The 24355-nt window shown below is 66.7% G+C and carries 23 protein-coding genes; 11 read left to right on the plus strand and 12 right to left on the minus strand.

The genetic code is table 11. The features are described from left to right. Positions 1–11 precede the first annotated feature (11 nt). A complete protein-coding gene (locus Q8Q80_RS10635) occupies positions 12–1202 on the plus strand; it encodes a GAF domain-containing protein (protein WP_305632882.1) in 1191 nt (396 codons plus the stop codon). 11 nt (positions 1203–1213) lie between these two features. Here Q8Q80_RS10635 and Q8Q80_RS10640 read toward each other — a convergent pair whose 3' ends face one another. Continuing rightward, positions 1214–2302, minus strand: a complete 1089-nt coding sequence (locus Q8Q80_RS10640; protein WP_305632883.1) for a substrate-binding domain-containing protein — start codon at positions 2300–2302, stop codon at positions 1214–1216. 146 nt (positions 2303–2448) lie between these two features. Between Q8Q80_RS10640 and Q8Q80_RS10645 the strand changes: the two genes are divergently transcribed. The 3 genes from Q8Q80_RS10645 to Q8Q80_RS10655 are packed head-to-tail and all read left to right on the plus strand — an operon-like array spanning position 2449 to position 4674. Continuing rightward, entirely contained in the window at positions 2449–3153 is a 705-nt protein-coding gene (locus Q8Q80_RS10645; RefSeq protein WP_305632884.1) for an ABC transporter permease, read from the plus strand. Further along, positions 3146–3853 carry an ATP-binding cassette domain-containing protein gene (locus Q8Q80_RS10650; protein ID WP_305632885.1) on the plus strand — a complete coding sequence of 236 codons (708 nt, stop codon included), beginning with the start codon at positions 3146–3148 and terminating at the stop codon, positions 3851–3853. The genes Q8Q80_RS10645 and Q8Q80_RS10650 overlap by 8 nt, the downstream gene beginning before the upstream one ends. Next, on the plus strand, positions 3844–4674 hold the full coding sequence (locus tag Q8Q80_RS10655; protein ID WP_305632886.1) for a substrate-binding domain-containing protein: 831 nt from the start codon (positions 3844–3846) through the stop codon (positions 4672–4674). The genes Q8Q80_RS10650 and Q8Q80_RS10655 overlap by 10 nt, the downstream gene beginning before the upstream one ends. A gap of 234 nt (positions 4675–4908) precedes the next feature. Here Q8Q80_RS10655 and hyi read toward each other — a convergent pair whose 3' ends face one another. Continuing rightward, on the minus strand, positions 4909–5697 hold the full coding sequence (gene hyi / locus Q8Q80_RS10660; RefSeq protein WP_305632887.1) for a hydroxypyruvate isomerase: 789 nt from the start codon (positions 5695–5697) through the stop codon (positions 4909–4911). Between the two features lie 108 nt (positions 5698–5805). Between hyi and Q8Q80_RS10665 the strand changes: the two genes are divergently transcribed. Next, on the plus strand, positions 5806–6555 hold the full coding sequence (locus Q8Q80_RS10665; RefSeq protein WP_305632888.1) for a 2OG-Fe dioxygenase family protein: 750 nt from the start codon (positions 5806–5808) through the stop codon (positions 6553–6555). Between the two features lie 187 nt (positions 6556–6742). Here the strand turns inward: Q8Q80_RS10665 and Q8Q80_RS10670 are convergent, their stop codons facing one another. From Q8Q80_RS10670 to Q8Q80_RS10695, 6 genes are read right to left on the minus strand one after another with little or no spacing between them, the layout of a single operon-like run. After that, positions 6743–7105, minus strand: coding sequence for a Na+/H+ antiporter subunit G (locus tag Q8Q80_RS10670; protein ID WP_305632889.1), 363 nt, complete (start codon positions 7103–7105; stop codon positions 6743–6745). 11 nt (positions 7106–7116) lie between these two features. Further along, positions 7117–7386 (minus strand): K+/H+ antiporter subunit F, encoded by a 270-nt coding sequence (locus tag Q8Q80_RS10675; protein ID WP_257078582.1) that lies wholly within the window; start codon positions 7384–7386, stop codon positions 7117–7119. After that, positions 7383–7889, minus strand: a complete 507-nt coding sequence (locus Q8Q80_RS10680) for a Na+/H+ antiporter subunit E (RefSeq protein WP_305632890.1) — start codon at positions 7887–7889, stop codon at positions 7383–7385. The genes Q8Q80_RS10675 and Q8Q80_RS10680 overlap by 4 nt, the downstream gene beginning before the upstream one ends. Continuing rightward, complete coding sequence (locus Q8Q80_RS10685; RefSeq protein WP_305632891.1) at positions 7889–9505, minus strand: monovalent cation/H+ antiporter subunit D; 1617 nt, start codon at positions 9503–9505, stop codon at positions 7889–7891. Before Q8Q80_RS10685 ends, Q8Q80_RS10680 begins: the two co-directional genes overlap by 1 nt. Next, positions 9502–9843, minus strand: coding sequence for a Na+/H+ antiporter subunit C (locus Q8Q80_RS10690; RefSeq protein ID WP_069040260.1), 342 nt, complete (start codon positions 9841–9843; stop codon positions 9502–9504). The genes Q8Q80_RS10685 and Q8Q80_RS10690 overlap by 4 nt, the downstream gene beginning before the upstream one ends. After that, positions 9840–12656 (minus strand): monovalent cation/H+ antiporter subunit A, encoded by a 2817-nt coding sequence (locus Q8Q80_RS10695; RefSeq protein WP_305632892.1) that lies wholly within the window; start codon positions 12654–12656, stop codon positions 9840–9842. The genes Q8Q80_RS10690 and Q8Q80_RS10695 overlap by 4 nt, the downstream gene beginning before the upstream one ends. 221 nt (positions 12657–12877) lie before the next feature. On the opposite strand from Q8Q80_RS10695, the gene Q8Q80_RS10700 reads away from it, so the two are divergent. The 4 genes from Q8Q80_RS10700 to Q8Q80_RS10715 all read left to right on the plus strand — a co-directional run bounded on the left by Q8Q80_RS10700 (position 12878) and on the right by Q8Q80_RS10715 (position 16325). Then, entirely contained in the window at positions 12878–14128 is a 1251-nt protein-coding gene (locus tag Q8Q80_RS10700; protein WP_305632893.1) for a site-specific integrase, read from the plus strand. A 166-nt stretch (positions 14129–14294) separates the two neighbouring features. Continuing rightward, positions 14295–14585, plus strand: coding sequence for a hypothetical protein (locus tag Q8Q80_RS10705; RefSeq protein WP_257078588.1), 291 nt, complete (start codon positions 14295–14297; stop codon positions 14583–14585). 118 nt (positions 14586–14703) lie between these two features. Then, complete coding sequence (locus tag Q8Q80_RS10710; RefSeq protein ID WP_305632894.1) at positions 14704–15561, plus strand: DUF692 domain-containing protein; 858 nt, start codon at positions 14704–14706, stop codon at positions 15559–15561. Next, positions 15558–16325, plus strand: coding sequence for a DNA-binding domain-containing protein (locus Q8Q80_RS10715; RefSeq protein ID WP_305632895.1), 768 nt, complete (start codon positions 15558–15560; stop codon positions 16323–16325). The genes Q8Q80_RS10710 and Q8Q80_RS10715 overlap by 4 nt, the downstream gene beginning before the upstream one ends. A 7-nt stretch (positions 16326–16332) precedes the next feature. Here Q8Q80_RS10715 and gdhA read toward each other — a convergent pair whose 3' ends face one another. Next, entirely contained in the window at positions 16333–17676 is a 1344-nt protein-coding gene (gene gdhA, locus Q8Q80_RS10720) for an NADP-specific glutamate dehydrogenase (protein ID WP_305632896.1), read from the minus strand. 279 nt (positions 17677–17955) lie between these two features. Here gdhA and Q8Q80_RS10725 point away from each other — a divergent pair, with 279 nt between their 5' ends. After that, entirely contained in the window at positions 17956–19158 is a 1203-nt protein-coding gene (locus Q8Q80_RS10725; protein ID WP_305632897.1) for an ammonium transporter, read from the plus strand. A gap of 106 nt (positions 19159–19264) precedes the next feature. Continuing rightward, the gene (locus Q8Q80_RS10730) at positions 19265–20470 is read left to right on the plus strand and encodes a phospholipase A (RefSeq protein ID WP_305632898.1); all 1206 of its coding nucleotides are present in this window, start codon (positions 19265–19267) and stop codon (positions 20468–20470) included. A gap of 45 nt (positions 20471–20515) precedes the next feature. On the opposite strand, the gene Q8Q80_RS10735 is transcribed toward Q8Q80_RS10730, so the two are convergent. Genes Q8Q80_RS10735 through Q8Q80_RS10745 form a run of 3 tightly spaced genes read right to left on the minus strand, consistent with a single transcriptional unit; the run spans position 20516 to position 24326 of the window. Then, positions 20516–22561: a HAMP domain-containing sensor histidine kinase gene (locus tag Q8Q80_RS10735; protein ID WP_305632899.1), complete on the minus strand. Its 2046-nt coding sequence runs from the start codon at positions 22559–22561 to the stop codon at positions 20516–20518. A 14-nt stretch (positions 22562–22575) separates the two neighbouring features. After that, a complete protein-coding gene (locus tag Q8Q80_RS10740; protein WP_305632900.1) occupies positions 22576–23445 on the minus strand; it encodes an NAD(P)-dependent oxidoreductase in 870 nt (289 codons plus the stop codon). Continuing rightward, entirely contained in the window at positions 23442–24326 is an 885-nt protein-coding gene (locus Q8Q80_RS10745) for an NAD(P)-dependent oxidoreductase (protein WP_305632901.1), read from the minus strand. The genes Q8Q80_RS10740 and Q8Q80_RS10745 overlap by 4 nt, the downstream gene beginning before the upstream one ends. Positions 24327–24355 lie beyond the last annotated feature (29 nt).

Genomic DNA, 24355 nt, shown 5'->3' on the forward strand with positions numbered 1-24355 from the left:
GGAGGAGGCATATGAACAATACGGCAGGCCGGCTTGCGGATCGCCGGCGGCGCATCGAATCGCTGCGGCGCGGTGAGCGCAGCACCGGCGAACACATCGTCGTGGTGGGCATGGACATTGCCGGCTCGTGGCAACGTTCGCGCGAAGTCGTGTCCGAAACCTGCTCGGCGGCACCGCTCGACGACACCGCGCCGGACTGGACCGGTTCCGCCTACGGCCAGGCGCTGGTCGCCTGCGTCGACGAGCTGGAAACGGTGGCGATCGAAAGCGGCATGGTGGCAGCGGTCAGCGACGCAGATGGCCGCCTGCTGTGGACCGGTTGCAGCCGCAGCATGCGCAACCGCGCCGAGCGCGTGCACTTCGTGCCCGGTGGCCGCTGGGACGAACGTTCGGTCGGCACCAATGCGCTGGCGCTGGCGCTGCGTCATCGGCGACCGGCAAGTGTGTTTTCGGCCGAACATTTCATTCCGGCGGTGCAGGACTGGGTGTGCTATGCCGCCCCGGTGCGCGACACGATCAGCGGCGAGGTGATGGGCGTGGTCGACCTGTCGACCACCTGGAACCGCCACTCGCCGCTGGCGCTGCATGCGGTCGAACATTTCGCCGAGCGGGTGTCGCAGGCCCTGCAAGTGGTCAGCCAGGCGCCGGTACTGCGCCTGCGCATGCTCGGCACACCGCAGGCCTCGATACACGGCAAGGTGCTGCCGCTGTCGCCGCGGCAGATGGAAATCCTCTGCCTGCTGGCACTGCATCCGGAAGGCATGGATCTGGAACGGCTGCACGCGGCCATCTACGGCGACCGCACGGTCGGTGCAGCCACGCTGAAGACCGAAGTGTCGCAACTGCGCGAACGGCTTGGCGGGGCGATCGGCTCACGCCCCTATCGCCTGCTGGTGAACTGGCAGGCCGACTTCATGGATCTGGAACAGGCGCTGAATGCCGGTCGCGTCGAGGCCGCGCTGGCCGGCTATCGCGGCGACTTTCTGCCGCGCACCGAAAGCCCGCTGCTGCGCACCTGGCGCGACTGCCTCGAATCACGGTTGTCGGACGCCATCTTCCGCATCGACGACCCGGACCTGCTGCTGACCCATCTCGGTCAGTCGCCCGAAGCGGTCGACGCGGTGGAGCGGCTGGTCGAACTGTTGCCGGGCGACCACCCGGTGCGTGCGCGGCTGCTGCAGACACGCGACAGCCAGCGCTGACGGGCAGGGCATCAAAGGCCGAACAGCAGTCGTTCGGCCTCCGGCACGTCGTATTCGACGCCCGCATCGTCGAGCGAATAGCCGCTCATGTCCTGCGCCCGTGCCTGCCAGTCGGGCCGGCGCAGCAGGCTGCCCAGCACGTCCAGCGTGCGACGAGAGGCCGGGCCGTCGCGCAACGCCAGAAAGTACATTTCCTCGAACAGCGGCAGGAATTCCAGGCCCAGTCGTCGCGCGAAGGCCTCCAGGCCCAGGCCCGCATCAGCCTCGTCGCTGGCGATCAGTGCCGCCACCGCGGCATGGGTGTGCTCTTCGTCGCCCTCGTTCAGCGCCCGGGTATCGAGCCCCGCCTGACGCGCCAGCTGGTCGAACGCGAGCCGCGTGCCGGCGCCGGGCTGACGATGCACAAAGCGCAGGTCGGCACGCGACAGATCGCTCAGCCCGCGCACGCCCCGGGGATTGCCACGGGCGAGGATCAAACCTTGCGTGCGGCGCGCGAAGCCGAGCAGGCGCAGCCGCGGCAAGCCGTGCTGCGCGAGGTAGAGCGCCCAGATGTCGCGACCCAGTTCGCCGATCGGGCAGTGAAAGCCGGCGATGTCGCAGCGGCGCGCAGCCAGCGCAAGCAGCGCTTCCAGGCTGCCGTGCGTGCTCAAGCTTGCGCTGCCGCCGTCGTGGCGCAGCTGGCGGATCAGGTCGTTCAGCAGCGGATCATGGCTGGCAGCGATGCGCAGTGCGCCCGCGACACCACTGGATGCGTGCCGGGGCAGTGCGCGCATCGGCTGGCTGGCCGTGTGCAGCGCGGCGGCGAGCGACTGCCGGGCATCGCGGTCGACGGCCAGCAACTGGCGGGCAAAGTCGTCCAGCGTCGAGCCACTGGCGCGCGCGGTCGAAATCAGCGTCTGGCCGAAGTACCCCTGCCAGGCGTTGATCAGCCCCCAGGCGTTGCGATACGAAAATCCGCCGTGGCGCGCCGCAGCGGCGATCGAACCGGTCATTTCGATCGCGGCGAGCAGCGACAGCAGCCGGCCGATGCCGGCCGGTGCATCGGGACCGAAATCCCACTCGATCCCGAGCCGCGGTGTGGTTACGGCATTTTCAGACATATAGGAAACCTTGTCGTGTGGCGATAGCTTCCGCGATCTTATGTCGATCTTATGTGTTTCCGAATGCAGATAATGGGTTTTCGCTGGCGACGCCTGACCGACCGACTGACGCGCCTGCAAGCGGGTGCATCGGTATCCGGACCGGCATGAGCACGCTCGGCGAAAGCTTCGTGACCGCAGGCGGGCTGGTGCTCGCCGGCGATCCACAACTGCTGGGCATCGTGGCGCTCAGCCTGCAGGTCAGCCTGACGGCCGTGTTTCTCGCGTCCTGCATCGGCCTGCCGATCGGCGCAGCGGTGGCGGTCGGGCGCTTTCCGGGTCGCAAGCCGCTGACCGTCATCCTGAACGGCCTGATGGGGTTGCCGCCGGTGGTGATCGGGCTGCTGGTCTACCTGCTGCTTTCGCGCGCCGGCCCGCTCGGTTCCTTCGGCCTGCTGTTTACGCCGACCGCGATGGTGATCGCGCAGGTGGTGCTGATCACACCCATCGTCGCCGCGCTGTCGCGCCAGATCGTCGCCGACGCGTGGCGCGACTACGAAGAACAGCTGCGTTCGCTCGGTGCCTCGACGCCACGTGCCGCCTTCACCCTGCTGGTCGATACCCGCTTCTCGCTCAGCACTGCGGTGCTGGCCGGACTCGGCCGGGCGGTGGCGGAGGTCGGTGCGGTGATGATCGTCGGCGGCAACATCGACGGCGTCACCCGCGTCATGACCACCAGCATCGCACTCGAAACCAGCAAGGGCGACCTGCCGCTTGCGCTGGCGCTCGGTTTCATCCTGATTGCCATCGTGCTGCTGCTCAATGCGCTGGCGCACGCAGTGCGCGAATGGGCGGTGCGTCGTTATGGCTGACGCGCTCCTCACGCTCGACGCACTGCGCTACGACGCAGGCGACCGCACGCTCATCCGCGACGTGTCGCTGCGCATCGAAGCAGGGCGGCGCACGCTCATCCTCGGTCCCAACGGCGCCGGCAAAAGCGTGCTGATGCGTCTGATGCACGGGCTCATCGAACCGAGCGCCGGCCGCATCCTGTGGAACGGAGGCAGCGGCCGCCCGGCGCAGGCCATGGTGTTCCAGCGGCCGATCATGCTGCGGCGCAGTGTGCTGGAGAACGTCATCTATGCGCTCGATCTGGCCGGCGTGCCGTCGGCCGCGCGGCGCGCGCGCGCGCTCGACGTGCTCGAGCGTGTCGGCCTGACCGCGCTGGCCGACCGGCCGGCGCGCGTGCTGTCCGGCGGCGAACAGCAGCGCGCCGCACTGGCCAGGGCCTGGGCGCTGCGCCCGCGCGTGCTGTTCCTCGACGAGCCGACTGCCAGTCTCGACCCGGGTGCAGCGGCCGAAGTCGAGCGGCTGATCCGCGTCATCGCCGACGAAGGCTGCAGCATCGTCATGGTCACCCATCACCTCGGTCAGGCGCGTCGCCTGGCCGACGACGTCGTGTTCGTCGACGCCGGACGCATCACCGAACACACGCCGGTCGCTGAATTCTTTGCGTCACCACGCTCGGCCGAAGCCGGGAATTACCTCAGAGGAGAGCTTTCATGGACCTGATCCGCCGTTCCTTCATCGCCTCCGCGGTGGCTGCCGCCATCGCGATGGGCGCCCCGTTCGCCAGCGCAGCCGACCGCTTCATCACCGTGTCGTCGACCACCTCGACCGAACAGTCGGGCCTGTTCAAGCACCTGCTGCCGGCGTTCCAGGCGAAGACCGGCATCGAGGTGCGCGTGGTCGCACTCGGCACCGGTCAGGCGCTGGACATGGCACGTCGCGGCGACGCCGACGTCGTGTTCGTGCATGACAAGGTGGCGGAAGAGAAATTCATCGCCGAAGGATTCGGCGTGAAGCGCCAGGAGGTCACGTACAACGATTTCATCCTGGTCGGACCGAAATCGGACCCGGCCAAGGTCGGTGGCGGCAAGGACATCACCGAAGCACTGAAGACGATACAGGCGGCGCAGGCGCCGTTCGTATCGCGCGGCGACAAGAGTGGCACGCATGCCGCCGAGTTGCGGCTGTGGAAGGCGGCTGGCGTCGACCTCGACGCGGCGAAGGGCGCCTGGTACCGCGACACCGGCTCCGGCATGGGCGCGGCGCTCAACACCGCGGCATCGATGAACGCCTACATCCTGGCCGACCGCGGTACCTGGCTGTCGTTCAAGAACCGCGCCGACCTGACCGTGTCGGTCGAGGGCGACAAGCGCCTGTTCAACCAGTACGGCGTGATTTTGGTCAATCCGGACAAGCACCCGCACGTGAAGAAGGCCGATGGTCAGGCGTTCATCGAGTGGGTGGTGTCGGCCGACGGCCAGGCCGCCATCGCCGACTACAGGATAGACGGCCAGCAGCTGTTCTTCCCGAACGCAGTGAAGTAGGGCGCTGCCGATCTGGGACGGGGGTGTTGGGCATCGCTGCGCTCACCCCAACCTACGATGGGGGCGGGGTGAGGGAGTGGATGTTGGGCATCGCTGCGCTCACCCCAACCTACGACCCCGCCAGCACCTCGCTCCCGCTACCCACCGCAGGTCGGGCTGAGCGAAACACCGGCCCCCGGCACCGACCGTAGGTTGGGGTGAGCGCAGCGATGCCCAACAACGCACTCGGCCCGGTCACCCTCCGACATGGGCGCAGGCCCGCATCCAGCCCAGGCCGGCCTCCGTGTCGCCGGCGGGAATGTATTCGGCGCTGACCCAGCCGGTGTAGCCGATGCGATCGAGCCAGTCGAAGAGGAAGGGGTAATTGATCTCGCCGCTGCCCGGTTCGTGGCGGCCGGGGTTGTCGGCGATCTGCACGTGGCCGATGCGCGCGAGTTCGCGTTGCAGCGTGCGGGCGAGGTCGCCTTCCATGATCTGCATGTGATAGACGTCGTACTGCAGCTTCACATTCGGCTCGCCGACCCGTTCGATCAGCGCCAGCGTTTCGGCCGAATGGTTCAGCAGGAAGCCCGGCATGTCGCGTGTATTGATCGGTTCGACCATCAGTTCGATGCCCTCGCGCGACAGCGCGCGCGCGGCGAAGCGCAGGTTGCGTTCCAGTACTGCCAGCAGTTCCGTACGGTCCGCGCCGTCCGGCGCCAGACCGGCCAGGCAATTGATGCGCCGGCAACCCAGCACGCGCGCGTAATCAAGTGCTTGCCCGACCCCCGCTTCGAATTCATCCACCCGGTCCGGCAGGCATGCAATGCCGCGCTCGCCGGCGGGCCAGTTGCCGGGGGGCAGATTGAACAGGACCTGTTCGAGCTGGTGGGCCTGCAATTCGTCGGCCAGTGCCTCGACTGGCACGCCGTAAGGAAAGTGGCATTCGACACCGGTGAACCCGGCGCGCGCAGCGGCGGCATAGCGCCCGACGAAGGGCTGCTCCGTGAACAACAGTGACAGGTTGGCGCAGAAGCGGGGCATGTGACGTCATTCCAGGCGAAGCCATGATTCTAATTGGCGGCGGACATGCGTTGTCCGGTCGCGCGGAGTATCGTCTGCGGCTTCGCGTTTTTTCGCCCGGCCCCGTTCATGCCCGCACACACCACCCACGGCGACGATCCGCATGCCCTCGCGGAATGCATCGCCACGCATGATTTCTGCTTCCTGCCGGCCGATCACACGAAAAACGGTCTGGCCAGCCTCGAAGCAGGCTGGAACAGCGACTGGGACCGTTTTGCCGCCAGCTGGGGCTCGCTGGAGCGCGATACCTACATGGCGGACGGCGGCCGCTACCGCCGCCGGCGTTACGCGGTGCTGAGCGCGCCGGCCGACAGTCTCGACGCGGTGCTCGAGCCACATCAGCCGCATTACCAGAGCCTCGACTACAACAACCTGAATGGTGGCGTCGCACGCCATTTCGCACCGATCGCACCCGAGGTGATGCAGGGCGCGACCATGCAGACCGCGATCCGGCTCGGCCTGGGCGTGTTCCAGCGCCTGCATCCGGGCGCGCCGGCGCACATCGAAGTGCACCAGTTCCGCATCGAGGCACTGCCCGACGGGGCCGGCAAGCCGACACCGGAAGGCGTGCATCGCGACGGCGTCGATTTCGTTCTGGTGATGATGGTGCGGCGCGAGAACGTCGAAAGCGGCACCACCGAAATCTTCTCGCCCGAAGGCGCTCCGCTGGACAGCTTCACGCTGACCGCGCCGTGCGACGCGGCGCTGGTCAATGATCAGCGTGCGCTCCATGGCGTAACGCCGATCCATCCGCTGGACCCGTTGAAACCGGCCTGGCGCGATGTGCTGGTGGTGACCTACCGGCGCGCGATGCGCTGAACGGCACGAACTTCGCGCAGCCGTCGTGAAGGGCTGCGACCGGTCGCAGCCGGTTGTTCGGGCACGCGTACCGTTGCGGAGCGCAGATGCGGATACTCCGTCGACAATTCTTTTAACTTCTGAAAACAGTAATTTTCAGAACTTAAGGATTCGGGCTGCGAGTGCTTGCAGAAACCTGTTGGCCCGCTCAGCCTTGCTTGCCCGGGGTTTCCGCGCCGTCGTCGAAGACCGCCGGACGACCTGCCTTTGATTGCACCTTCAGATGCAGCGCGGCCTTGGCCATCAGATTGGCTGATACGGGCGCGGTAATGAACAGGAACAAGGTGATGAGCAGTTCGGGCACGCCGAAGCGGCCGCTGGCCCAGCTGTAGATCATCGCGGCGATCAGCACGCCACCAACGCCCAGCGTCGTGGCTTTGGTCGGTGCGTGCAGGCGCATGAAGAAATCGCCGAAGCGCGCCAGACCGATGCCGCCGACCAGCGTGAATAGCGCGCCGATGACGAGCATCAGCGATATCAGGGCGTCGACCAGCGGATGCAGGGTGTCCATATATAGATGCCTTACTCGATCACGTCGCCGCGTGTGAGGTAGCGCGCCAGCGCCACCGTCGACACGAAACCCAGCATGGCGACAATCAACGCCGCCTCGAACAGCAGTTCGGTCTGCTGGCGGATGCCCAGCAGCACGACCAGCGCCACCACATTGATGTAGAGCGTATCGAGCGCCAGCAGGCGGTCGGTCACCTCCGGACCACGGAACAGGCGGAATGCGCACAGCAACATGGCCAGTGCAACGGCGGCGACGGCAATGTCGAGAGCCAGCGGCATCATTCGAAAATCTCCCGCAGCGGTCGTTCGTAACGGTTCTTGATGTCCTGCGCCAGCGCGGCCGGGTCAGTGCAGTCGAGCGCATGCACCAGGATTTCGTGGCGGTCCTCGTCGATCACGCACGACACCGTGCCCGGTGTGGTCGTGATGATGGTCGCCAGCAAGGCAATTCCGTTCGGATGCCGGATGTCCAGCGACACCGGCACCCAGGCGGGCCGCGGTTCGCGCGCCGGATTGAGCACGATTTTCGCGACCGTGATGTTGGACACCACGATGTCCCACAGCACGATGCCGGTGAAGCGCACGACAGTCGCCCACGACGACACCTTCACCTGCGGTCCGAGAAAACCCGCCAGTACGCGTGGCAACACCAGCGCGAGCACCGCGGCGGTAATCAGTTGCGGCACGGCGAACGACTGCTGCAGCAGCAGCCAGCTGGCAGCGATGGTGGCCGACATGAAAGGGTGCGCCAGCCAGCGCTTCGGGTGGGATGTTCCAGTCGCCATCACGGCTCTCCTTCCGTGCCCTGCCCCGCCGGACCGCCTGCCGCCGGTCGCGGGAAAACATAGGGCCGCGTGGTGTCGACGCCCTCGCCGCCCAGCACGCCGAGCGCGTAGGCGCGATGGTCGGTCAGCTGTGCGGCCGCGGCATCGGTGTAGCGCTTGAGCGGATCAGCCAGCACGGTCATGGCAACGCCGCCAACCAGCAGTGCGATCGTGGCGAACACCAGCTTGCTGCTGGCGCCCGCGGCGGTACCGGTGCCCGCCAACTCGGGGCGCGTGCTCCAGAACAGCAGACTGCCGGCGCGCGCCAGCCCGACCAGCGTCAGGAAACCGACCGACAGCACGACGATCCAGATCCACACCTGCGCATCGTGACCGCTGGACGCCTGCAACACCATCAGCTTGCCGATGAAGCCGGGCAGTGGCGGCAGGCCGGCGGCCGACGCGGCGGCCAGCAGCAGCATCAGACCGAGCAGCACCGGTTGCGCCACCGGCGCGCCGGGCTCGAGCCGGCTGTCGGCGTCGCCGCGCTGCGAAGCGACCAGTTCGACCAGCAGGAACAGTGCGGCGATGACCAGCGTGCTGTGTGCCATGTAATACATCGCGGCAGACCAGGCGGCCGTGCTGAACAGTCCGAGCGATGCCAGTATCGTGCCGACCGACGCGATCGTGAGATAGGCGACCAGCCGCGGCAGTGTCTGCGCGGCCAGCGCGCCGAACACGGCCAGCGCGCTGGTACCCAGCGCCAGCGGCAGCAGCCAGGGCTCGGCCACCAGCGCCGAGGCGCCACCCTCGGCGCCGAAAATGACGCCGTGCACGCGCACGATGCTGTAGACGCCGACCTTGGTCATCAGCGCGAACAGTGCCGCCACCGGCGCGCTGGCCGCGGCATAGGTCGCCGGCAGCCACAGGTAGAGCGGCAGCATCGCTGCCTTGACACCGAATACCACCAGCAGGATGAGCGCCGCCGCCTTCAGCACCAGCGCCTCGTCGCCGTTGACCAGCGGCACGCGCTGCGCCAGATCGGCCATGTTCAGCGTGCCGGTGACCGCATAGATCAGTGCCACACCGATCAGGAACAGCGCCGACGCGGCAAGATTGATCGCCACGTAGTGCACGCCGACCCGGAAGCGCTCCTTGCCCTGACCATGCACCAGCAGCACGTAGGAGGCGATCAGCAGCACTTCGAAAAACACGAACAGGTTGAACAGGTCACCGGTGACGAAGGCGCCGCACAGACCCATCAGCTGGAACTGGATCAGCGCGTGGAAATGCCGGCCGTGACTGTCCCAGCCGCCGCTCGCATACAGCAGCACCGGCAGCGCGACCGCCTGCGTGAGCACCAGCATCAGCGCCGACAGCCGGTCGACCACCAGCACGATGCCGAACGGAGCCGGCCAGTCGCCGACGCGATACACGCGCAACTCGCCGCCATTCGCATCGAGCGCAAGCTTGAGCGCCAGCAGCAGGCCGAGCGTGACCGAAGCCAGCGCGATGCGCCGCGCCAGCACCAGGCGTTCGCGACTGTCGCCGATCAGCACCAGCAACATCGCAGTGAAGGCAGGCAGCAGCACGGTGAGCACCGGCAGATGCGGCGAAATCAGGCTGAACATGCTCATGCGCCAGGCTCCTTGCCGTCGACCTGGTCGGTACCCGACTCATGATGGCTGCGCAGTGCCAGTTCGATGACGAAACCGGTCGTCGCGAAACCGATGACGATGGCGGTCAGCACCAGTGCCTGCGGCAGCGGATCGGCCACCACCTCGCCGTTGCCGATGATGGGTTGCGCACCGGTCCACAGCCGGCCCATCGCGAAGATGAACACATTCACCGCATAGCCGATCAGCGTCAGGCCGAGCACGACCGGAAAGCTGCGGCCGCGCAGCATCAGGAACACACCGCAGGCGGTGACCCAGCCGATGCCGCTGGCGACCAGAAATTCCATGCTCACATTCATCCGTGACTCTCCTTGCTGGCGGCGCCCAGCACCGACAGCATCAGCAGCGTTGCACCGACCACGGTGATGTACACCCCGAGGTCGAACACGGCTGCGCTGGCCAGCGGCAGTTCGCCCAGCACCGCAACCGTCGGGTGTCCGTGCGCGCTGGTCAGGAACGGTTTGCCGAACACGAAGGCGCCGACACCGGTCAGCCCGGCGATCGCGAGGCCGCTGCCGATCCAGCGGCTGAAGCGCCGCCCGGCCGCACCATGCAGCACCGATTCGGCACGCGCCTGACCGAGCGCCATGAACTGGAGCACCAGCGCCACCGCGGTGACCAGGCCGGCGATGAAGCCGCCACCCGGCAGGTTGTGGCCGCGCCAGAAAATGTAGGCCGATACGACCAGCGCCAGCGGCAGCACGATGCGTGCCGCCACGCGCAGCATCAGTGGCTGCTGTTCGAAGGTCCATGCACGCCCGGCCGTATCGACGGTCGGCCGCTTCACGCGCAGGCCATCGAGCAGCGCCAGCGCGCCCAGCGCGGCAATGCCGAGCACGGTGATTTCACCGAAGGTGTCGTAGCCGCGGAAATCGACCAGGATGACGTTCACCGCATTGGTGCCGCCGCCGCCGGGCAAGGTGTTGTCGAGGAAGAACCAGGAGATCGACGAATGGTCACGCGTCAGCATCAGCCAGGCCAGCGCCGCCACGCCGCCGCCGGCTGCCAGCGCCAGCGCGGCGTCACGGCCATGGCGCAGCGACGTCGATTCGCGCGGCGAGGTCTGCGGCAGCAACGCAAGCCCCATCAGCAGCAGCACCGTGGACACCACTTCGACCGACAGCTGGGTCAGTGCCAGATCGGGCGCTGACAGCGCGACGAACGTAAGCGCGGTCACGAGGCCGACGACGCCGGTCAGCACGACGGCCTGGAAGCGTGCGTGGTGCGTCCACACCAGTGCTGCACCCGCTGCGAGCAGCAACGCCCACACGACGATGGCCAGTGGCGGTGCGTCGAGCAATGTGCGGCTGCCGGCTTCCGGCAGTCTGTCTGCCGCGCCGAAAGGCGCCACCGCCAGTATCAGCACCAGCAGCACCATCAGCGCCAGCGAGCGCTGTAGAGAGCCGTTTTCGATGCGGCCGGTGAGCCGGGCGGCGAGGGCGAACAGGCTGTCCATCAGGCAGGTGAAGCTGGCTTTGCCTGACCAGCGCTGCGGTGTGTAGCCGGGCAGGCCGAACGATTTCTGCAGCGTGAAATACAGCGCCAGACCGCCCGCCACTGCAATGGCGCTCATCAGCAGCGGCAGATTGAAGCCGTGCCAGATCGCCAGGTGATACTCGGGCGGCGCGGTGCCGAGCAATGCACTGGCTGCGACCTGAACCAGCGGGCCGTAGGTCACGGCCGGCAACACACCGACGACGACGCACAGCACAGCCAGCAGCGCGACCGGCGCCAGCATGCCGATCGGCGGGTCATGTGGGTGCGCGTCCGGCGGCAGATCCTTCGGTGCGCCATTGAAGAAGGTGGCATGCACCAGTCGCACCGAGTAGGCCATCGAAAAGATGCCGGCAAGCGTGGCGATCACCGGCACCGCCACGCCCCACGGCAGCGTCGACTCGACCGCTTCGTGGAAGAACATTTCCTTCGACAGGAAACCGTTGAACAGCGGAATGCCGGCCATCGCCGCGGCGGCCGTCATGGCGAACGTGGCCGTCCAGGGCATCAGCCGGTAAAGGCCGCCGAGACGGCGCAGGTCGCGCGTGCCGGTTTCGTGGTCGATGATGCCGGCGCTCATGAACAGCGCCGCCTTGAAGGTGGCGTGATTCAGCACATGGAACACCGCGGCCACCGCCGACAGCGGCGAGCCCAGCCCGATCAGGAAGGTGATGAAGCCGAGGTGGCTGACCGTCGAGTAGGCGAGCAGCGCCTTCATGTCGTGCTTGAAAATCGCCACCCAGGCGGCGAAGGCGACCGTGGCGAGACCGAAGCTGGCGACCACGCCCTCGAACAGGTCGGTGCCGCCGAGCGCCGGATAGAGCCGCGCCAGCAGGAACACGCCGGCCTTCACCATGGTGGCCGAATGCAGATAGGCCGATACCGGCGTCGGCGCCGCCATCGCTTCCGGCAGCCAGAAATGGAAGGGCACCTGCGCGCTCTTGGTGAAGCAGCCGACCAGAATCAGCCCGAGCAGCAGCGGATACAGCGGGTCGGCCTTGATGAGGTCGCCGCGCGTCAGCAGCTCACTCAGTTCGTAGGTGCCGGCGACCTGACCGAGCAGGATGAAGCCGGCCAGCATGACCAGACCGCCGCCGCCGGTGACCGCCAGCGCCATGCGCGCACCGGCCCTCGCCTCTTCCTTGTGGCCCCAGTAGCCGACCAGCAGGAAGGACGACACGCTGGTCAGTTCCCAGAACACCACCAGCAGCATGATGTTGTCCGACATGACCACACCGAGCATGGCGGCCATGAACAGCATCAGCAGCGTGTAAAACTTGCCGGCCGGGTCCGATGCCGCCAGATAGAAATGCGCGTAGATGACGATCAGCAGGCCGATGCCGGTGATCAGCAGCGCAAACAGCAGGGCCAGGCCGTCGAGCCGCCAGCCGATGGACAGGCCGAGCGATGGCACCCAGTCGGTGTGGGCGATCAGCGTTTGACCGGCCAGTACCTGCGGCGCGAGCGAAAGCAGCAGCGCGAGCGCGGCAACCGTCACGCTCCCGGCCGCCAGGGCGGTCAGCGTGCGGCGGGCGGGCGAGTTGTCCCGGCCGAGGCCGAAACACAGCAACGTGCCTGCCAGAAGGGGCAGCAGCACTATGGTGGCAAGTGGATTCATGGGTGAAGCGGGGTCGGGCTGTGCATCGGACCGGCCGAAGGATAACCTGTTTGCGCCGCATGTCTCGACAGGCGGGAGCGCGACAGGCTTGCGTTTTTCTCCGTCCGGATGATCGCGTTGTTTGCTGACGCGAACCTGACCCGGGCAACCGCCGGATAGTTCCTCAAGCCGGTTACCATCCACCTGCCCTGCCCCTGCGACACTGCCCGCCGAACGCCGCCATGAATACTGAAAGCGCCCTGCCGTTAACGCCGGAACCGCCGGTTCCGATCCGTCCGCTGGACGAAATCACGGTGCCGGTCGCGCTCGACGGTCACGATGGCATCAACCGTGCCGATACCGCGCGCCTGCAGATCACCGCCGGCCACGACGTCGACGCCATCCGCTGCTTCCTGACCGAGTACGAACAGTCGCCCGGCACGCACCGCATCTACCAGCGCGAATGCGAGCGGCTGCTGCTGTGGTCGCTGATCGAATGCGGCAAGCCCTTGTCCAGCCTGAACCGGCAGGACTTCGAAGGCTATCTGCACTTTCTGGCCGACCCCCAGCCGGCGAAGCTGTGGTGCGCACCCAAGGTGCCGCGTGTGAAGCCCGCGTGGCGCCCCTTCGTCGGTCCGCTGTCGGATTCGGCGGTGCTGACGTCGATCGCGGCGATCAATTCGCTGATGGCCTATCTGGTGGACGCCGGCTATCTGTCCGGCAATCCGCTCGGCCTGATCCGGCAGCGCCGGCGCAAGCTGAACATGACGGCGACCGGGCCGGCCGAGGTCATCGCGCAGACCGAGGAAATGCAGAAGATCGAGCGCTTTCTCGACGCCGAAATGTGGCACGCGGTCACCCGCGCCATCGAGGCCCTGCCGCGCGAGACGGCGGGCGAACGCGACGAGTACGAGCGCGCGCGCTTCATCGCCGCCCTGCTCTACATGCTGGCACCGCGCGCCGGAGAGCTGGAATCGCATCGCATGAACAGCTTTCGCGAGGAGCGCGGCCGCTGGTGGTGGCATGTCGTCGGCAAGGGCGGCAAGCAGGCCCGGGTGCCGGTGGCCGACGACATGGTGCATGCGCTGGTGCGCTACCGGAAGCATCTGGGACTCAGCGCGATGCCGAAACGCACCGACCTCACCCCCTTGCTGGTGTCGATCAAGGACCGCAGCCCGATCACCGCACGCCGGCTGAACCAGATCCTGAAGAAGCTGTTCAACGCCGCCGCCGATCTGCTGCCCGAGGTCTCGGAACACAAGCGCGAAAAGCTGCGCGCCGCCTCGGCGCACTGGGGACGCCATACCGGCATCACGGCCAAGCTCGACAGCGGCATGAACGAACGCTTCGTGCAGAAGGACGCCCGTCATACCGACGCGCGCACGACGCAGCGCTACATCCACGAAGAGGAAGAACGCTGGCATGACGAAGCGCAGAAGCAGCAGTTGCCGTGGGCAACCCCGTCCGATGAGGAGGCGCTGAAGAAGCCCTGATACACGGGCGGCGAAAAATTTCTCCGGGTGAAGTAAGCATCGCGATGCCACCCGGGTCTAGTGGCGGGAGAGCGCAATGCGCGGGCCACCGGCCGGCGGGTGTTGTTCTCGCACAGACCCACACGGGCACACGCCCATACAGACGCCCATTACCCAGGAGAACATGATGTCGACAATGAATTTCGGTGCTTCGATTGCCGCCGCTGCCGCTGCGCTCGCCCTGTCCGGTTCGGTTTTTGCCGCGGATGCCCCGGCAGGTTCGAAGGGCATGGCCATCGGTGCCAGCGACAAGGTGCATTGCTACGGCCTGCATGCCTGCAAGGGCAACAGCGACTGCGCCACCGCAGAGCACAGCTGCAAGGGCCAGAATGCCTGCAAGGGCCACGGTTTCAAGGGCGTTCCGGCCAAGGACTGCCTGACGCAGGGCGGCACCATCGGCGATCTGGTCGCCAAGTAAGCACGCCCTTGTCGTTGCTTCCCACCGTTCGCGAACCGATCGCCTACCCGCGAGGATATGGGATCGGGTCGCGAACGGTTTTTTTCCGGCAAGGTCGCCGGTGGACCGGACTGCCCCCATGAATACCTTGACGCGTGAATCGCCCGGATTCGGGCTGGGATTGCGCCCTGCCCACTACGCCTCGCTGCTCGAACAGCGGGCGCCGCTCGACTGGCTGGAAATCATTTCGGAAAACTTCATGGTCGACGGCGGCAAGCCGATGGCGATGCTCGACCGGCTGCGCGCCGACTACCCGATGGCCATGCACGGCGTGGCGCTGTCGATCGGCTCCGACGAACCGCTTGATCGCGACTACCTCGCCCGACTGAAGGCGCTGGCCGATCGCATCGATCCACTGTGGATTTCCGATCACATCTGCTGGACCGGCATCAACGGCCGCAACTCGCATGACCTGCTGCCGCTGCCGTACACCGAAGAATCTGCCCGCCTGCTGGTGCTCAGGATCGGTCAGGTGCAGCACGAGTTGGGGCGCCGGCTGGTGCTCGAGAATGTGTCCAGCTATCTGGGCTACGGCATGTCGGATGCGACCGAATGGGATTTCATCCGCGCGGTGGCCGACGAGGCGGATTGCCTGCTGCTGCTTGACGTCAATAACATCTATGTCAGCAGCGTCAATCACGGCTTCGACGCGCTCGACTTCCTGCACGCGATGCCGTCGAACCGCATCCAGCAGATACATCTGGCCGGTCATTCGACGCATGACGACCATCTGGTCGATACGCACGACCATCCGGTGTGCGAAGAAGTGTGGGCGCTCTATGACATTGCCTGCGGCATGTTCGGCAACGTGGCGACGATGATCGAGCGCGACGACCACATTCCGGAACTGCCCGAACTGCTGCGCGAACTCGACCGCGCCCGCCGCATCGCGATCCGCGCCAAGCACAGCGCACCGTTCGAAAGGGCCGTGGCATGAGCGCGCTCGCAAGCCTGCAGACGCAGTTCATCGATTACCTGCACGACAGGCCGAACGACTTTCTGGATTCGCTGGCCGACGCCGGCGGTCTGGGTAAGGCCGACCGCGCGCACATCTATTTCAATGCTTACCGCGTCCGCCTGCTCGACACGCTGAAGGACAGCTTCGACAAGACCTGGGCATGGCTGGGCGACGATCGCTTCGAATCGACGGCGCTGGCCTGGATAGCCGACCACCCGCCACGCCAGTTCAGCCTGCGGCCCTTCGGCGACCGCTTCGCCGACTGGCTCGGTGCGGTGTGGCCGGACGACCCCGAGGTGTCGGAACTGGCCCGGCTCGACTGGGCGATGCGCCAGGCCTTCGACGGAGCCGACGCCGAACCGGTCACCGGCGAAATTCTCGGCAGTTTCGACGGCGACGACTGGGCGCAGGTGGTGTTCCGCCTGCACCCGACGGCGCAATGGTTGTTTGTCACGCGCAACACGCTGGACCTGTGGCACGCGATGGACCGCAGCGAAGCCCCGCCACCGGTCGAAGTGCTGACGCAACCGGGAAGTCTGCTCGTGTGGCGCAAGGGCTTCCAGCCGCACTTCCGGTCGGTCGGCGACGACGAAGCCGCGATGCTGGAGGCGATGGCATCCGGTATCCCGTTCGCCGCTGCGTGCGAATCGGTCACCGCCGAAGATGCCCGGACGCTGATCGGCGGCTGGCTGGCGCGCTGGCTCGACGACGAGTTGCTCGTCGTCGCAGCGAACAGGCCCTGACCAACTGTCAGATCACGCCCTGCGCCAGCATCGCGTCGGCCACCTTGACGAAGCCGGCGATGTTGGCACCGTCGACATAGCTCAGGCGACCATCCGGCCGCTTGCCGTACTGCAGGCAGGCGGCGTGGATGCCCTGCATGATGTGCAGCAGGCGGGCGTCGACTTCGTCGCGCGTCCACGACATCCGGATCGCGTTCTGGCTCATTTCCAGACCCGAAGTCGCGACACCGCCGGCGTTCGATGCCTTGCCCGGCGCATACAGCACGCCGGCCGCTTCGAATGCCCGCACCGCTTCCAGGGTCGATGGCATGTTCGCACCTTCGGCCACGCACTTCACGCCATTGGCGATCAGCGTGCGGGCATCGCGCTCGTCCAGTTCATTCTGCGTCGCGCACGGCAAGGCCAGTCCGACCGGCACCTGCCAGGGGCGCACACCGGCCTCGAAGCGCGCGCCGATCTGCCTTGCGTAATCGCTGATGCGACCATAGGCGCGGTTCTTCACGTCCATCAGGATGGCCAGTTTCTCCGGCGTGAAGCCGTCCTCGTCGATCACCGTGCCAGCGGAATCCGACGCCGTCACGACGCGCGCGCCGAAGGCCATCGCCTTTTCGATCGCGTACTGCGCGACGTTGCCCGAACCGGACACCGCGACGCGCATGCCGTCCATCGAGTGGCCGGCATGGCACAGCATTTCCTCGGCGAAATACACCGTGCCATAACCGGTCGCCTCGGGCCGTATCAGCGAACCGCCGAAGCTGAGGCCCTTGCCGGTGAACACGCAGTCGGCGCGATTGCTCAGTTTCTTCATCATGCCGGCCATGAAGCCGACCTCGCGGCCACCGACGCCGATATCGCCCGCCGGCACATCGGTGTCGGAACCGATGTGACGGAACAGTTCCGACACGAAGGCCTGGCAGAAACGCATGACTTCGCCCGGGCTGCGGCCTTTCGGATCGAAGTCCGAACCGCCCTTGCCGCCGCCCATCGGCAGCGTGGTCAGCGCGTTCTTGAAGGTCTGCTCGAAAGCCAGGAACTTCAGGATCGACAGATTCACCGACGGATGGAAGCGGATACCACCCTTGTACGGGCCGATGGCCGAGTTGTGCTGGATGCGGTAGCCGCGATTGACCTGCACGTCACCTTTGTCGTCGACCCAGGACACGCGGAACATCAGCACGCGTTCGGGTTCGACCAGACGGTCGAGCAGCGCATGTTCGGCAAGCCGCGGGTGAGCTTCGATGTAGGGCCACAGGCTTTCCATGACCTCCGTTACCGCCTGCAGGTATTCCGGCTGCCCCGGATTGCGGGTGTCGACGTGGGCGATGAATGTTCCGAAATTGCTGTGTTTCACTCGTTTCTCCAGGAAGAGGCAGGACATCCGATGCACCAAGGGCGCGCATTCTGAGGTAAATCACACCATTACGCACCCATTTGGTGCGATACCGCGTGACGCGGGCCGCAGCAGCGTTGCCTCGGCCGGCCGATCTTCTGCACTGCAACAGTGCACGCAACGGCGCGTCCTCCGTGAAACAACTTTCCTGCACACGATCGGTGCAATTCGTCGTCATGAATGCCTTCCGCTGGTGCGCTCTTTGCTTTTTGCACCGCCACGGTGAATCGTGGAGGAATCATGGAAAGTTTCAAGACATCGACCGATGTGTTGTTCGTACTGCTCGGCGCCATCATGGTGCTGGCGATGCACGCCGGTTTTGCCTTTCTCGAAGTCGGCACGGTCAGGCGCAAGAATCAGGTCAATGCCCTGGTCAAGATCCTGGTCGATTTCTGCGTCTCGACCTTGCTGTACTTCTTCGTCGGCTACGGCATCGCCTACGGTGTCAGCTTCTTCGGCAGCGCGACCGCCCTCACCCAGTCGAGCGGCTACGACCTGGTGAAGTTCTTCTTCCTGCTGACCTTTGCGGCAGCCATTCCGGCCATCGTGTCCGGCGGCATCGCCGAGCGCGCACGCTTCTGGCCGCAGGTGGCGGCCACGGCACTGATCGTCGGCCTGCTCTATCCGTTCTTCGAAGGCATGGTCTGGAACGGCAACTTCGGATTCCAGTTGTGGATGGAGGCGCAATTCGGCCATCCGTTCCATGACTTCGCGGGATCCATCGTGGTGCACGCCGTCGGCGGCTGGATCGCGCTCGCCGCGGTGCTGCTGCTCGGCGCCCGGCGCGGACGCTATTCGCGCGACGGCGGCATTTCGGCGCATCCGCCGTCGAGCATTCCTTTCCTCGCACTGGGCGCCTGGATACTGACCGTGGGCTGGTTCGGCTTCAACGTGATGAGCGCCCAGAAGCTCGAAGGCGTGAACGGGCTGGTGGCGGTCAATTCGCTGATGGCCATGGTCGGCGGCACACTGGCTGCGCTGGTCGCCGGCCGCAATGACCCGGGCTTCACGCACAACGGACCGCTGGCCGGACTGGTTGCCGTGTGCGCCGGATCGGACCTGATGCACCCGCTCGGTGCTCTGGCGACCGGCGCGGTCGCCGGCGGGCTGTTCGTGTGGATGTTCACGCTGACCCAGAATCGCTGGAAGATCGACGACGTGCTCGGCGTGTGGCCGCTGCACGGCCTGTGCGGCACCTGGGGCGGCATTGCAGCCGGCATTTTCGGCATGGAAGCACTGGGTGGTCTGGGCAATGTGAGTTTCATGTCGCAACTGGCGGGCAGCGTCGCTGGCGTGCTGATCGCACTGGTCGGCGGCTTCATCATTTACGGCCTGCTGAAGGCTGTCGTCGGTATCCGGCTTGATCCGGAACAGGAGCACGAGGGTGCTGATCTGGCCATTCACCGCATCAGCGCGTCACCGGAACGGGAAACGTCGTGGTGACGCGACGGGCTGTGTAGGCGTGCGGTGACAGCCGGAGGCCGGGGCCGGCGACAGCATGAGCAGGCGGGAGGGCGCACAATCGCGCGGTCTTCCTCGGAGCTTTCCCATGCACAGCACTTCCCGCCCTCCTTTTTTCCTCTCCCGACAGACCATCGGTCTGCTGGCCGGGCTGCTTGCGGCACTGACCACCCTGCCCGCCCAGGCCGATCTGCTGCTCGCCACGCGCCAGACGCAGATCGAACCGGGCCTGCCGCTGACGCTGACCGTGATCTCCACCGCTGGCGAAACGCTGCCCGACGCGTTGAAGGCGCGCGTCATCGTCGGCGTGCGGGCCGCCGACGTCGCATTGCGCGCGAGTGCGCCGGCCGAGGCCGGCCGGCGCGAATATGCGGCGGTATTCCCGACCGATCTCGAAGGCACCGGCCGCATCGAACTGACCAGCGCGGCGTCCAGCGTGCTGCTGGTGCAACTGAAGCCGGCGCCGCTGGCAGCCGGCGCCGTGGCCGTCACGACGCCGGCCGCAGTGAGGGCCGCGAACGCCGATGCCGCCACTGACGAGCCGGCCGGCGTCGTGAACCTCGGCCGCAACCGGCTGGGTCTGTCCACGCACGAGCCGGTCTATTTCGTGGCTGGTTCGCGCGGTGACACGACGGCGCGCTTTCAGCTGTCATTCAAGTTCCGGTTGTTCGACCCGGACGGCTGGGCAACCGAACTTCCGGTCGGCGAACTGCTGACCGGCCTGCACTTCGGCTATACGCAAACGTCGATCTGGGACTGGAGCACCGATTCCAAGCCGTTCCGCGACAGCGTCTACAAGCCCAGCTTCTTCTACGAATTCGGCCCGTACCGGCAGATCGGTTCGCGCCACACCTTCAGCGCCCAGGCCGGTTACGAACATCAGTCCAACGGTCGCGATGCCGACGAGTCCCGCTCGATCGACACCTTGTTCGTGAAGCCGTCGTGGCGCTGGGACCTTGACCACAACACCCATGTCGGCGCCTCGCTGAAGGTATTCGACTACACCGATCGCGACCCGACCAACCGCGACATTTCGCGCTATCGCGGCTATGCGCTGCTCGGCGTCGAGGTGGGCAACGATGACGGCTGGCTGCTCAAGGCAGAAAGCTATCCGGGCAGCCAGGGTTCGCTGCAGGTCGACCTGTCGTACCGGCTCAAGCGCCTGCTGATTGCGGATGCGGGCGCCGGCGGCTTCCTGCACTTCCAGTACTTCAATGGCTATGGCGAAAGCCTGGTCGACTACAACCGCAGCGGCCCGGCCCAGTTCCGGGTCGGTTTTTCGATCGTTCGGTAACGGTATCTTGCCGCGGCAGGCCGCGGCCAATCCCTCCGGCGCACGTCAGGCGTACGGCACGCCATCGCTGCCGCGGAACACCGGCTCGGCCAGCAGGTGCACGGTGAAGCAGCTGCCTTCGCCCGGCGTGCTGCTCACCGTGATGCTGCCGCCATAGCGCTCGACCAGACCGAGTGACACGGACAGACCGAGACCGGTGCCTTCGGCGCGCTTGGTCGTGAAAAACGGGTCGAACACGCGACCCAGATTCTCCGCCGCAATGCCGTGGCCGGTGTCGCGGACCAGGATATCGGCACCGTGCCCCGCTCCGGCGGGTTCGTCCCGGTCGCGGCTGGCCAGTGTCAGCGTGCCGCCACCGGGCATCGCGTGCAGCGCGTTGACCATCAGGTTGACCAGCACCTGCTGCAGTTCGTCGCGGTTGATGCGCACGCGCGTCTTCGCCTGCAGATCGAACACGATGTCGACCGCCGGTGCCGGCACCTGATGCAGCACCAGCGGCAGCGTGTCGCGCAGCAGCGCCGACACGTCCACCTCGTCGATGTAGCCGGCGAATTCACCTGGCCGCGCGTACTGCAGCAGCTTCGTGACGATCAGCCGGATGCGGTTGATCTGTTCGTCGAGCAGACGGATTTCGGTCGCGACGCCGCTTGCAGCGTCGCCCAGCAGGTCGCGCATCAGGTCCAGATTGCCCTGCATGACGGCGATCGGATTGTTGATTTCGTGCGCCACGCCGGCCGTCAGCTGGCCGATTGCCGCCAGTTTTTCCGAGCGGACCAGCTGGCGCTGGGTTGCGCGCAGTTCCGCCGTGCGCTCGACCACCTTGTGGTCAAGTTCTGCGTTGAGCTGTTTCAGTTCCGCCTCGCGCGCCGCCACGGTATCGAGCAGGGTGTCGAGGTGGGCCGCCAGACGGGCCACTTCCTCGCCGCCCGACACGGTACCGGTGCGCGCATCAGCGTCGCCCTGCTCGACCGCACTGATCGTCGCATCCATGCGCTCGATCGGCCTGAAGATGCTGCGCGCGCCGCGCAGCGACAGCACGACCCCGGTCGCCATGATGAGCGCGAACAGTGCGATCAATGCCGCCAGGATGTTCTGCTTCACGTCGCGGAACGGTGCTTCGAGAAAACCGACATACAGCATGCCGACGCGCCGCCCCTCGCCGTCGACCACCGGCTCGTAGCCGGACACATACCAGTCGTTCACGACGAAGGCGCGGTCCAGCCAGCGCTCGCCGTTGTCGAGCACGCGGTGGCGCACCGCCGCCGACACGCGCGTGCCGAGCGCGCGGTCGCCACCGAACATGCGCACATTGGTGGCGATGCGCACGTCGTCGAGAAACAGCGTGGCGGTGCCGCGCGATCCGAGCGGCAGCGCGCCATCGTTGTAGACCAGATCGTTGATCGTATCGACGAAGTCGAGGTTGCGGTTCAGCAGCTGGCCGCCTTCGAGCACCGCGATCTGCCGCCCCTGGGCGTCGACCACCGGACTGGCGACATGAATCATCATGCCGCGCTCTTCTTCGGTGCGCGGGTCAGGGCGGGCGTTTTCGGTCGGAACGATGGCGAGGCGGGCGCGCTCGCGCAGCGGTGGGCCGATCTGTTCGAGCTCGGGCGCGTCGAAGATGGACAGGGCCACCTGCGCCTCACCGGCCAGCGCCGCAGCGACCACCGGCCAGTGCCTGCGCGGCACATCGCCGGGCTGCGTACGATGCGGACCGGCTTCGTCGGTGGAACTGGCAATGACGCGGCCGGCATCGTCGAGCAGATGCAGGTAGTCGAAGCGGCGCGACGTGGCCTGCTGCGCCAGCATGGCGCCCAGCGTCGCATCGTCGCCCAGGGCGCTGCGCAGGCGGCCCGATCCGGCCAGTCCGGCCACCGCCAGCTTCTGCGCTTCGAGCACCCGGTCGAGGTACTGACGGGCGATCGTCAGTTCCGCATTCACCTTGTATACCAGCAACCGGTCGTACGCCGAATTGCCCCAGTACACGACCAGGCCGATCAGCAGCGGCAGCATCAGCAAGGGTGGCGCGAGCACCAGAAGCAGCAGGCGCGCGCGGACCGAACCCCCTCGCAGAAATGAAGACAATCGCATCGGGCGAGGCGCCGTCAGGCCGGCGATGCCTCGAGCACGGTCAGCAGCGCCGAGGTATCGCGCGTCGCGCCGCCCTGCCCCATCAGCGCATTGAGCTGCTGCCATACCGCGGCTGACAGGGGCATCGCGAGGCCGAGCGAGGCCGCCTCGCCGAGCACGATGCCCATGTCCTTGTGGTGCAGGCGGGCCTGTACGCCGGCCGAGAAATCGCGCGCAGCCATCTTTCCACCAAACAGGTCGAGTGCCCTGGATCCCGCCGAGCCGTGCATCACCGCCTCGCGTACCGTGCCGAAATCGACACCGTTCGCGCTGGCCAGCCGCGCCGCCTCGGCTGCCGCTTCGATGAAGGCGCACAGCAGAAGCTGGTTGCACGCCTTGGCGACCTGGCCGGCACCGTTCGGCCCGACATGCACCAGCGTACGGCCGACCGACGACAGCAGCGGCCGCATGCGCTCGAACACCGCCGCATCGCCGCCCGCCATGATGGACAGGCTCGCGTCGATCGCGCCCCGTTCGCCGCCGGACACCGGCGCATCGAGCATGTCGATGCCGCGTCGGGCCAGCGCATCGGCGATGTCGCGCGCGGTGGAGGGCGCAATCGTGCTGTGGTCGATGAACACGCAGCCGGGCGACGCGCCTTCGATCACGCCGTCGGCGCCGAGCGCGACCTGACGCACGTCCGGTCCCGCCGTCACCACGCACAGCACGGCATCGGCGCCGCGCGCGCAGTCCGCGGGCGACGCGGCCGCACGGGCGCCGAGTGCGACCAGCGGCGCCATCGACTCGGCGCGCCGCGCCCACACGGCGACGTCATGTCCGGCGCGCAGCAGATTGGCGGCCATTGCGCGACCCATCGCGCCCAGGCCGATGAAGCCGGCCTTCATCCTTCGATGCCGCCCAGACCTTCCAGCACCTTGAGCACGGCGATCGAATCTTCCTCGCCCAGCCCCTGGCCGACCATGGCATTGAGCATCTGAGCCGCCGCCGCGGAAGCAGGCAGCGCCAGCCCCATCTGGTGCGCCTCGTTCATCACGATGCGCAGATCCTTCTGGTGCATCCACGATTTGAAGCCCGGCTTGAAATTGCGATCCAGCATGCGCTGTCCGTGGTTCTCCAGGATGCGGCTGTAGGCGAAGCCGCCGAGCAGCGCTTCGCGCACGCGTGCCGCGTCGACACCGCTCTTTTCGGCGAAGGCAAAGGCTTCGGCCAGCGCCAGCACGCCGACACCGGTGAGGATCTGATTGCAGGCCTTGGCCACCTGTCCGGCACCGCTGTCGCCGACCCGGGTCACGTTCTTGCCCATCAGCTGGAACAGTGGCAGCACGCGGTCGAAGGCGTCCTGCGGTCCGCCGGCCATGATGGTGAGCGCCGCATTGATGGCACCCACTTCGCCACCCGATACCGGCGCGTCGATCATCGCCACGCCCTTGGCCGCCAGCCGCGCGGCGATCGAACGCGCGGCGTCGGGCGCGATGGTGCTCATGTCGACGAAGATCAGATCGGCGCGTCCGGCTGCGCCCTCGGAAACGCCCTGCGGGCCGAGCGCGACCGCTTCGACGTCAGGTGCGTCGGCGACCATCGAAAACACGATGTCGGCCTCGCGCGCCACATCGGCGATCGACGCGTGCAATGTTGCATCGCTGTCGCGGAACGGCAGCAGCGACTCCGGACGACGTGCCCACAGGTGCAGGCTGTGGCCGGCCGCGGCAAGGTGCCCGGCCATCGGCCGCCCCATCAGTCCCAGTCCGACGAAACCAATCTTCATGCTGTTCTCCTCGATTCGTTTGTGCGCGC

The sequence above is a fragment of the Methyloversatilis sp. genome, assembly GCF_030698125.1.
Classification (GTDB): Bacteria; Pseudomonadota; Gammaproteobacteria; order Burkholderiales; family Rhodocyclaceae; genus Methyloversatilis.

What these genes read in the sequence shown, in the direction of transcription:
- Q8Q80_RS10635 (WP_305632882.1), top strand. Translation starts at nt 12, where the DNA reads ATGAACAATACGGCAGGCCGGCTTGCGGATCGCCGGCGGCGCATCGAA.
- Q8Q80_RS10640 (WP_305632883.1), bottom strand. Translation starts at nt 2,302, where the DNA reads ATGTCTGAAAATGCCGTAACCACACCGCGGCTCGGGATCGAGTGGGAT.
- Q8Q80_RS10645 (WP_305632884.1), top strand. Translation starts at nt 2,449, where the DNA reads ATGAGCACGCTCGGCGAAAGCTTCGTGACCGCAGGCGGGCTGGTGCTC.
- Q8Q80_RS10650 (WP_305632885.1), top strand. Translation starts at nt 3,146, where the DNA reads ATGGCTGACGCGCTCCTCACGCTCGACGCACTGCGCTACGACGCAGGC.
- Q8Q80_RS10655 (WP_305632886.1), top strand. Translation starts at nt 3,844, where the DNA reads ATGGACCTGATCCGCCGTTCCTTCATCGCCTCCGCGGTGGCTGCCGCC.
- hyi (WP_305632887.1), bottom strand. Translation starts at nt 5,697, where the DNA reads ATGCCCCGCTTCTGCGCCAACCTGTCACTGTTGTTCACGGAGCAGCCC.
- Q8Q80_RS10665 (WP_305632888.1), top strand. Translation starts at nt 5,806, where the DNA reads ATGCCCGCACACACCACCCACGGCGACGATCCGCATGCCCTCGCGGAA.
- Q8Q80_RS10670 (WP_305632889.1), bottom strand. Translation starts at nt 7,105, where the DNA reads ATGGACACCCTGCATCCGCTGGTCGACGCCCTGATATCGCTGATGCTC.
- Q8Q80_RS10675 (WP_257078582.1), bottom strand. Translation starts at nt 7,386, where the DNA reads ATGATGCCGCTGGCTCTCGACATTGCCGTCGCCGCCGTTGCACTGGCC.
- Q8Q80_RS10680 (WP_305632890.1), bottom strand. Translation starts at nt 7,889, where the DNA reads ATGGCGACTGGAACATCCCACCCGAAGCGCTGGCTGGCGCACCCTTTC.
- Q8Q80_RS10685 (WP_305632891.1), bottom strand. Translation starts at nt 9,505, where the DNA reads ATGAGCATGTTCAGCCTGATTTCGCCGCATCTGCCGGTGCTCACCGTG.
- Q8Q80_RS10690 (WP_069040260.1), bottom strand. Translation starts at nt 9,843, where the DNA reads ATGAATGTGAGCATGGAATTTCTGGTCGCCAGCGGCATCGGCTGGGTC.
- Q8Q80_RS10695 (WP_305632892.1), bottom strand. Translation starts at nt 12,656, where the DNA reads ATGAATCCACTTGCCACCATAGTGCTGCTGCCCCTTCTGGCAGGCACG.
- Q8Q80_RS10700 (WP_305632893.1), top strand. Translation starts at nt 12,878, where the DNA reads ATGAATACTGAAAGCGCCCTGCCGTTAACGCCGGAACCGCCGGTTCCG.
- Q8Q80_RS10705 (WP_257078588.1), top strand. Translation starts at nt 14,295, where the DNA reads ATGTCGACAATGAATTTCGGTGCTTCGATTGCCGCCGCTGCCGCTGCG.
- Q8Q80_RS10710 (WP_305632894.1), top strand. Translation starts at nt 14,704, where the DNA reads ATGAATACCTTGACGCGTGAATCGCCCGGATTCGGGCTGGGATTGCGC.
- Q8Q80_RS10715 (WP_305632895.1), top strand. Translation starts at nt 15,558, where the DNA reads ATGAGCGCGCTCGCAAGCCTGCAGACGCAGTTCATCGATTACCTGCAC.
- Q8Q80_RS10725 (WP_305632897.1), top strand. Translation starts at nt 17,956, where the DNA reads ATGGAAAGTTTCAAGACATCGACCGATGTGTTGTTCGTACTGCTCGGC.
- Q8Q80_RS10730 (WP_305632898.1), top strand. Translation starts at nt 19,265, where the DNA reads ATGCACAGCACTTCCCGCCCTCCTTTTTTCCTCTCCCGACAGACCATC.
- Q8Q80_RS10735 (WP_305632899.1), bottom strand. Translation starts at nt 22,561, where the DNA reads ATGCGATTGTCTTCATTTCTGCGAGGGGGTTCGGTCCGCGCGCGCCTG.
- Q8Q80_RS10740 (WP_305632900.1), bottom strand. Translation starts at nt 23,445, where the DNA reads ATGAAGGCCGGCTTCATCGGCCTGGGCGCGATGGGTCGCGCAATGGCC.
- Q8Q80_RS10745 (WP_305632901.1), bottom strand. Translation starts at nt 24,326, where the DNA reads ATGAAGATTGGTTTCGTCGGACTGGGACTGATGGGGCGGCCGATGGCC.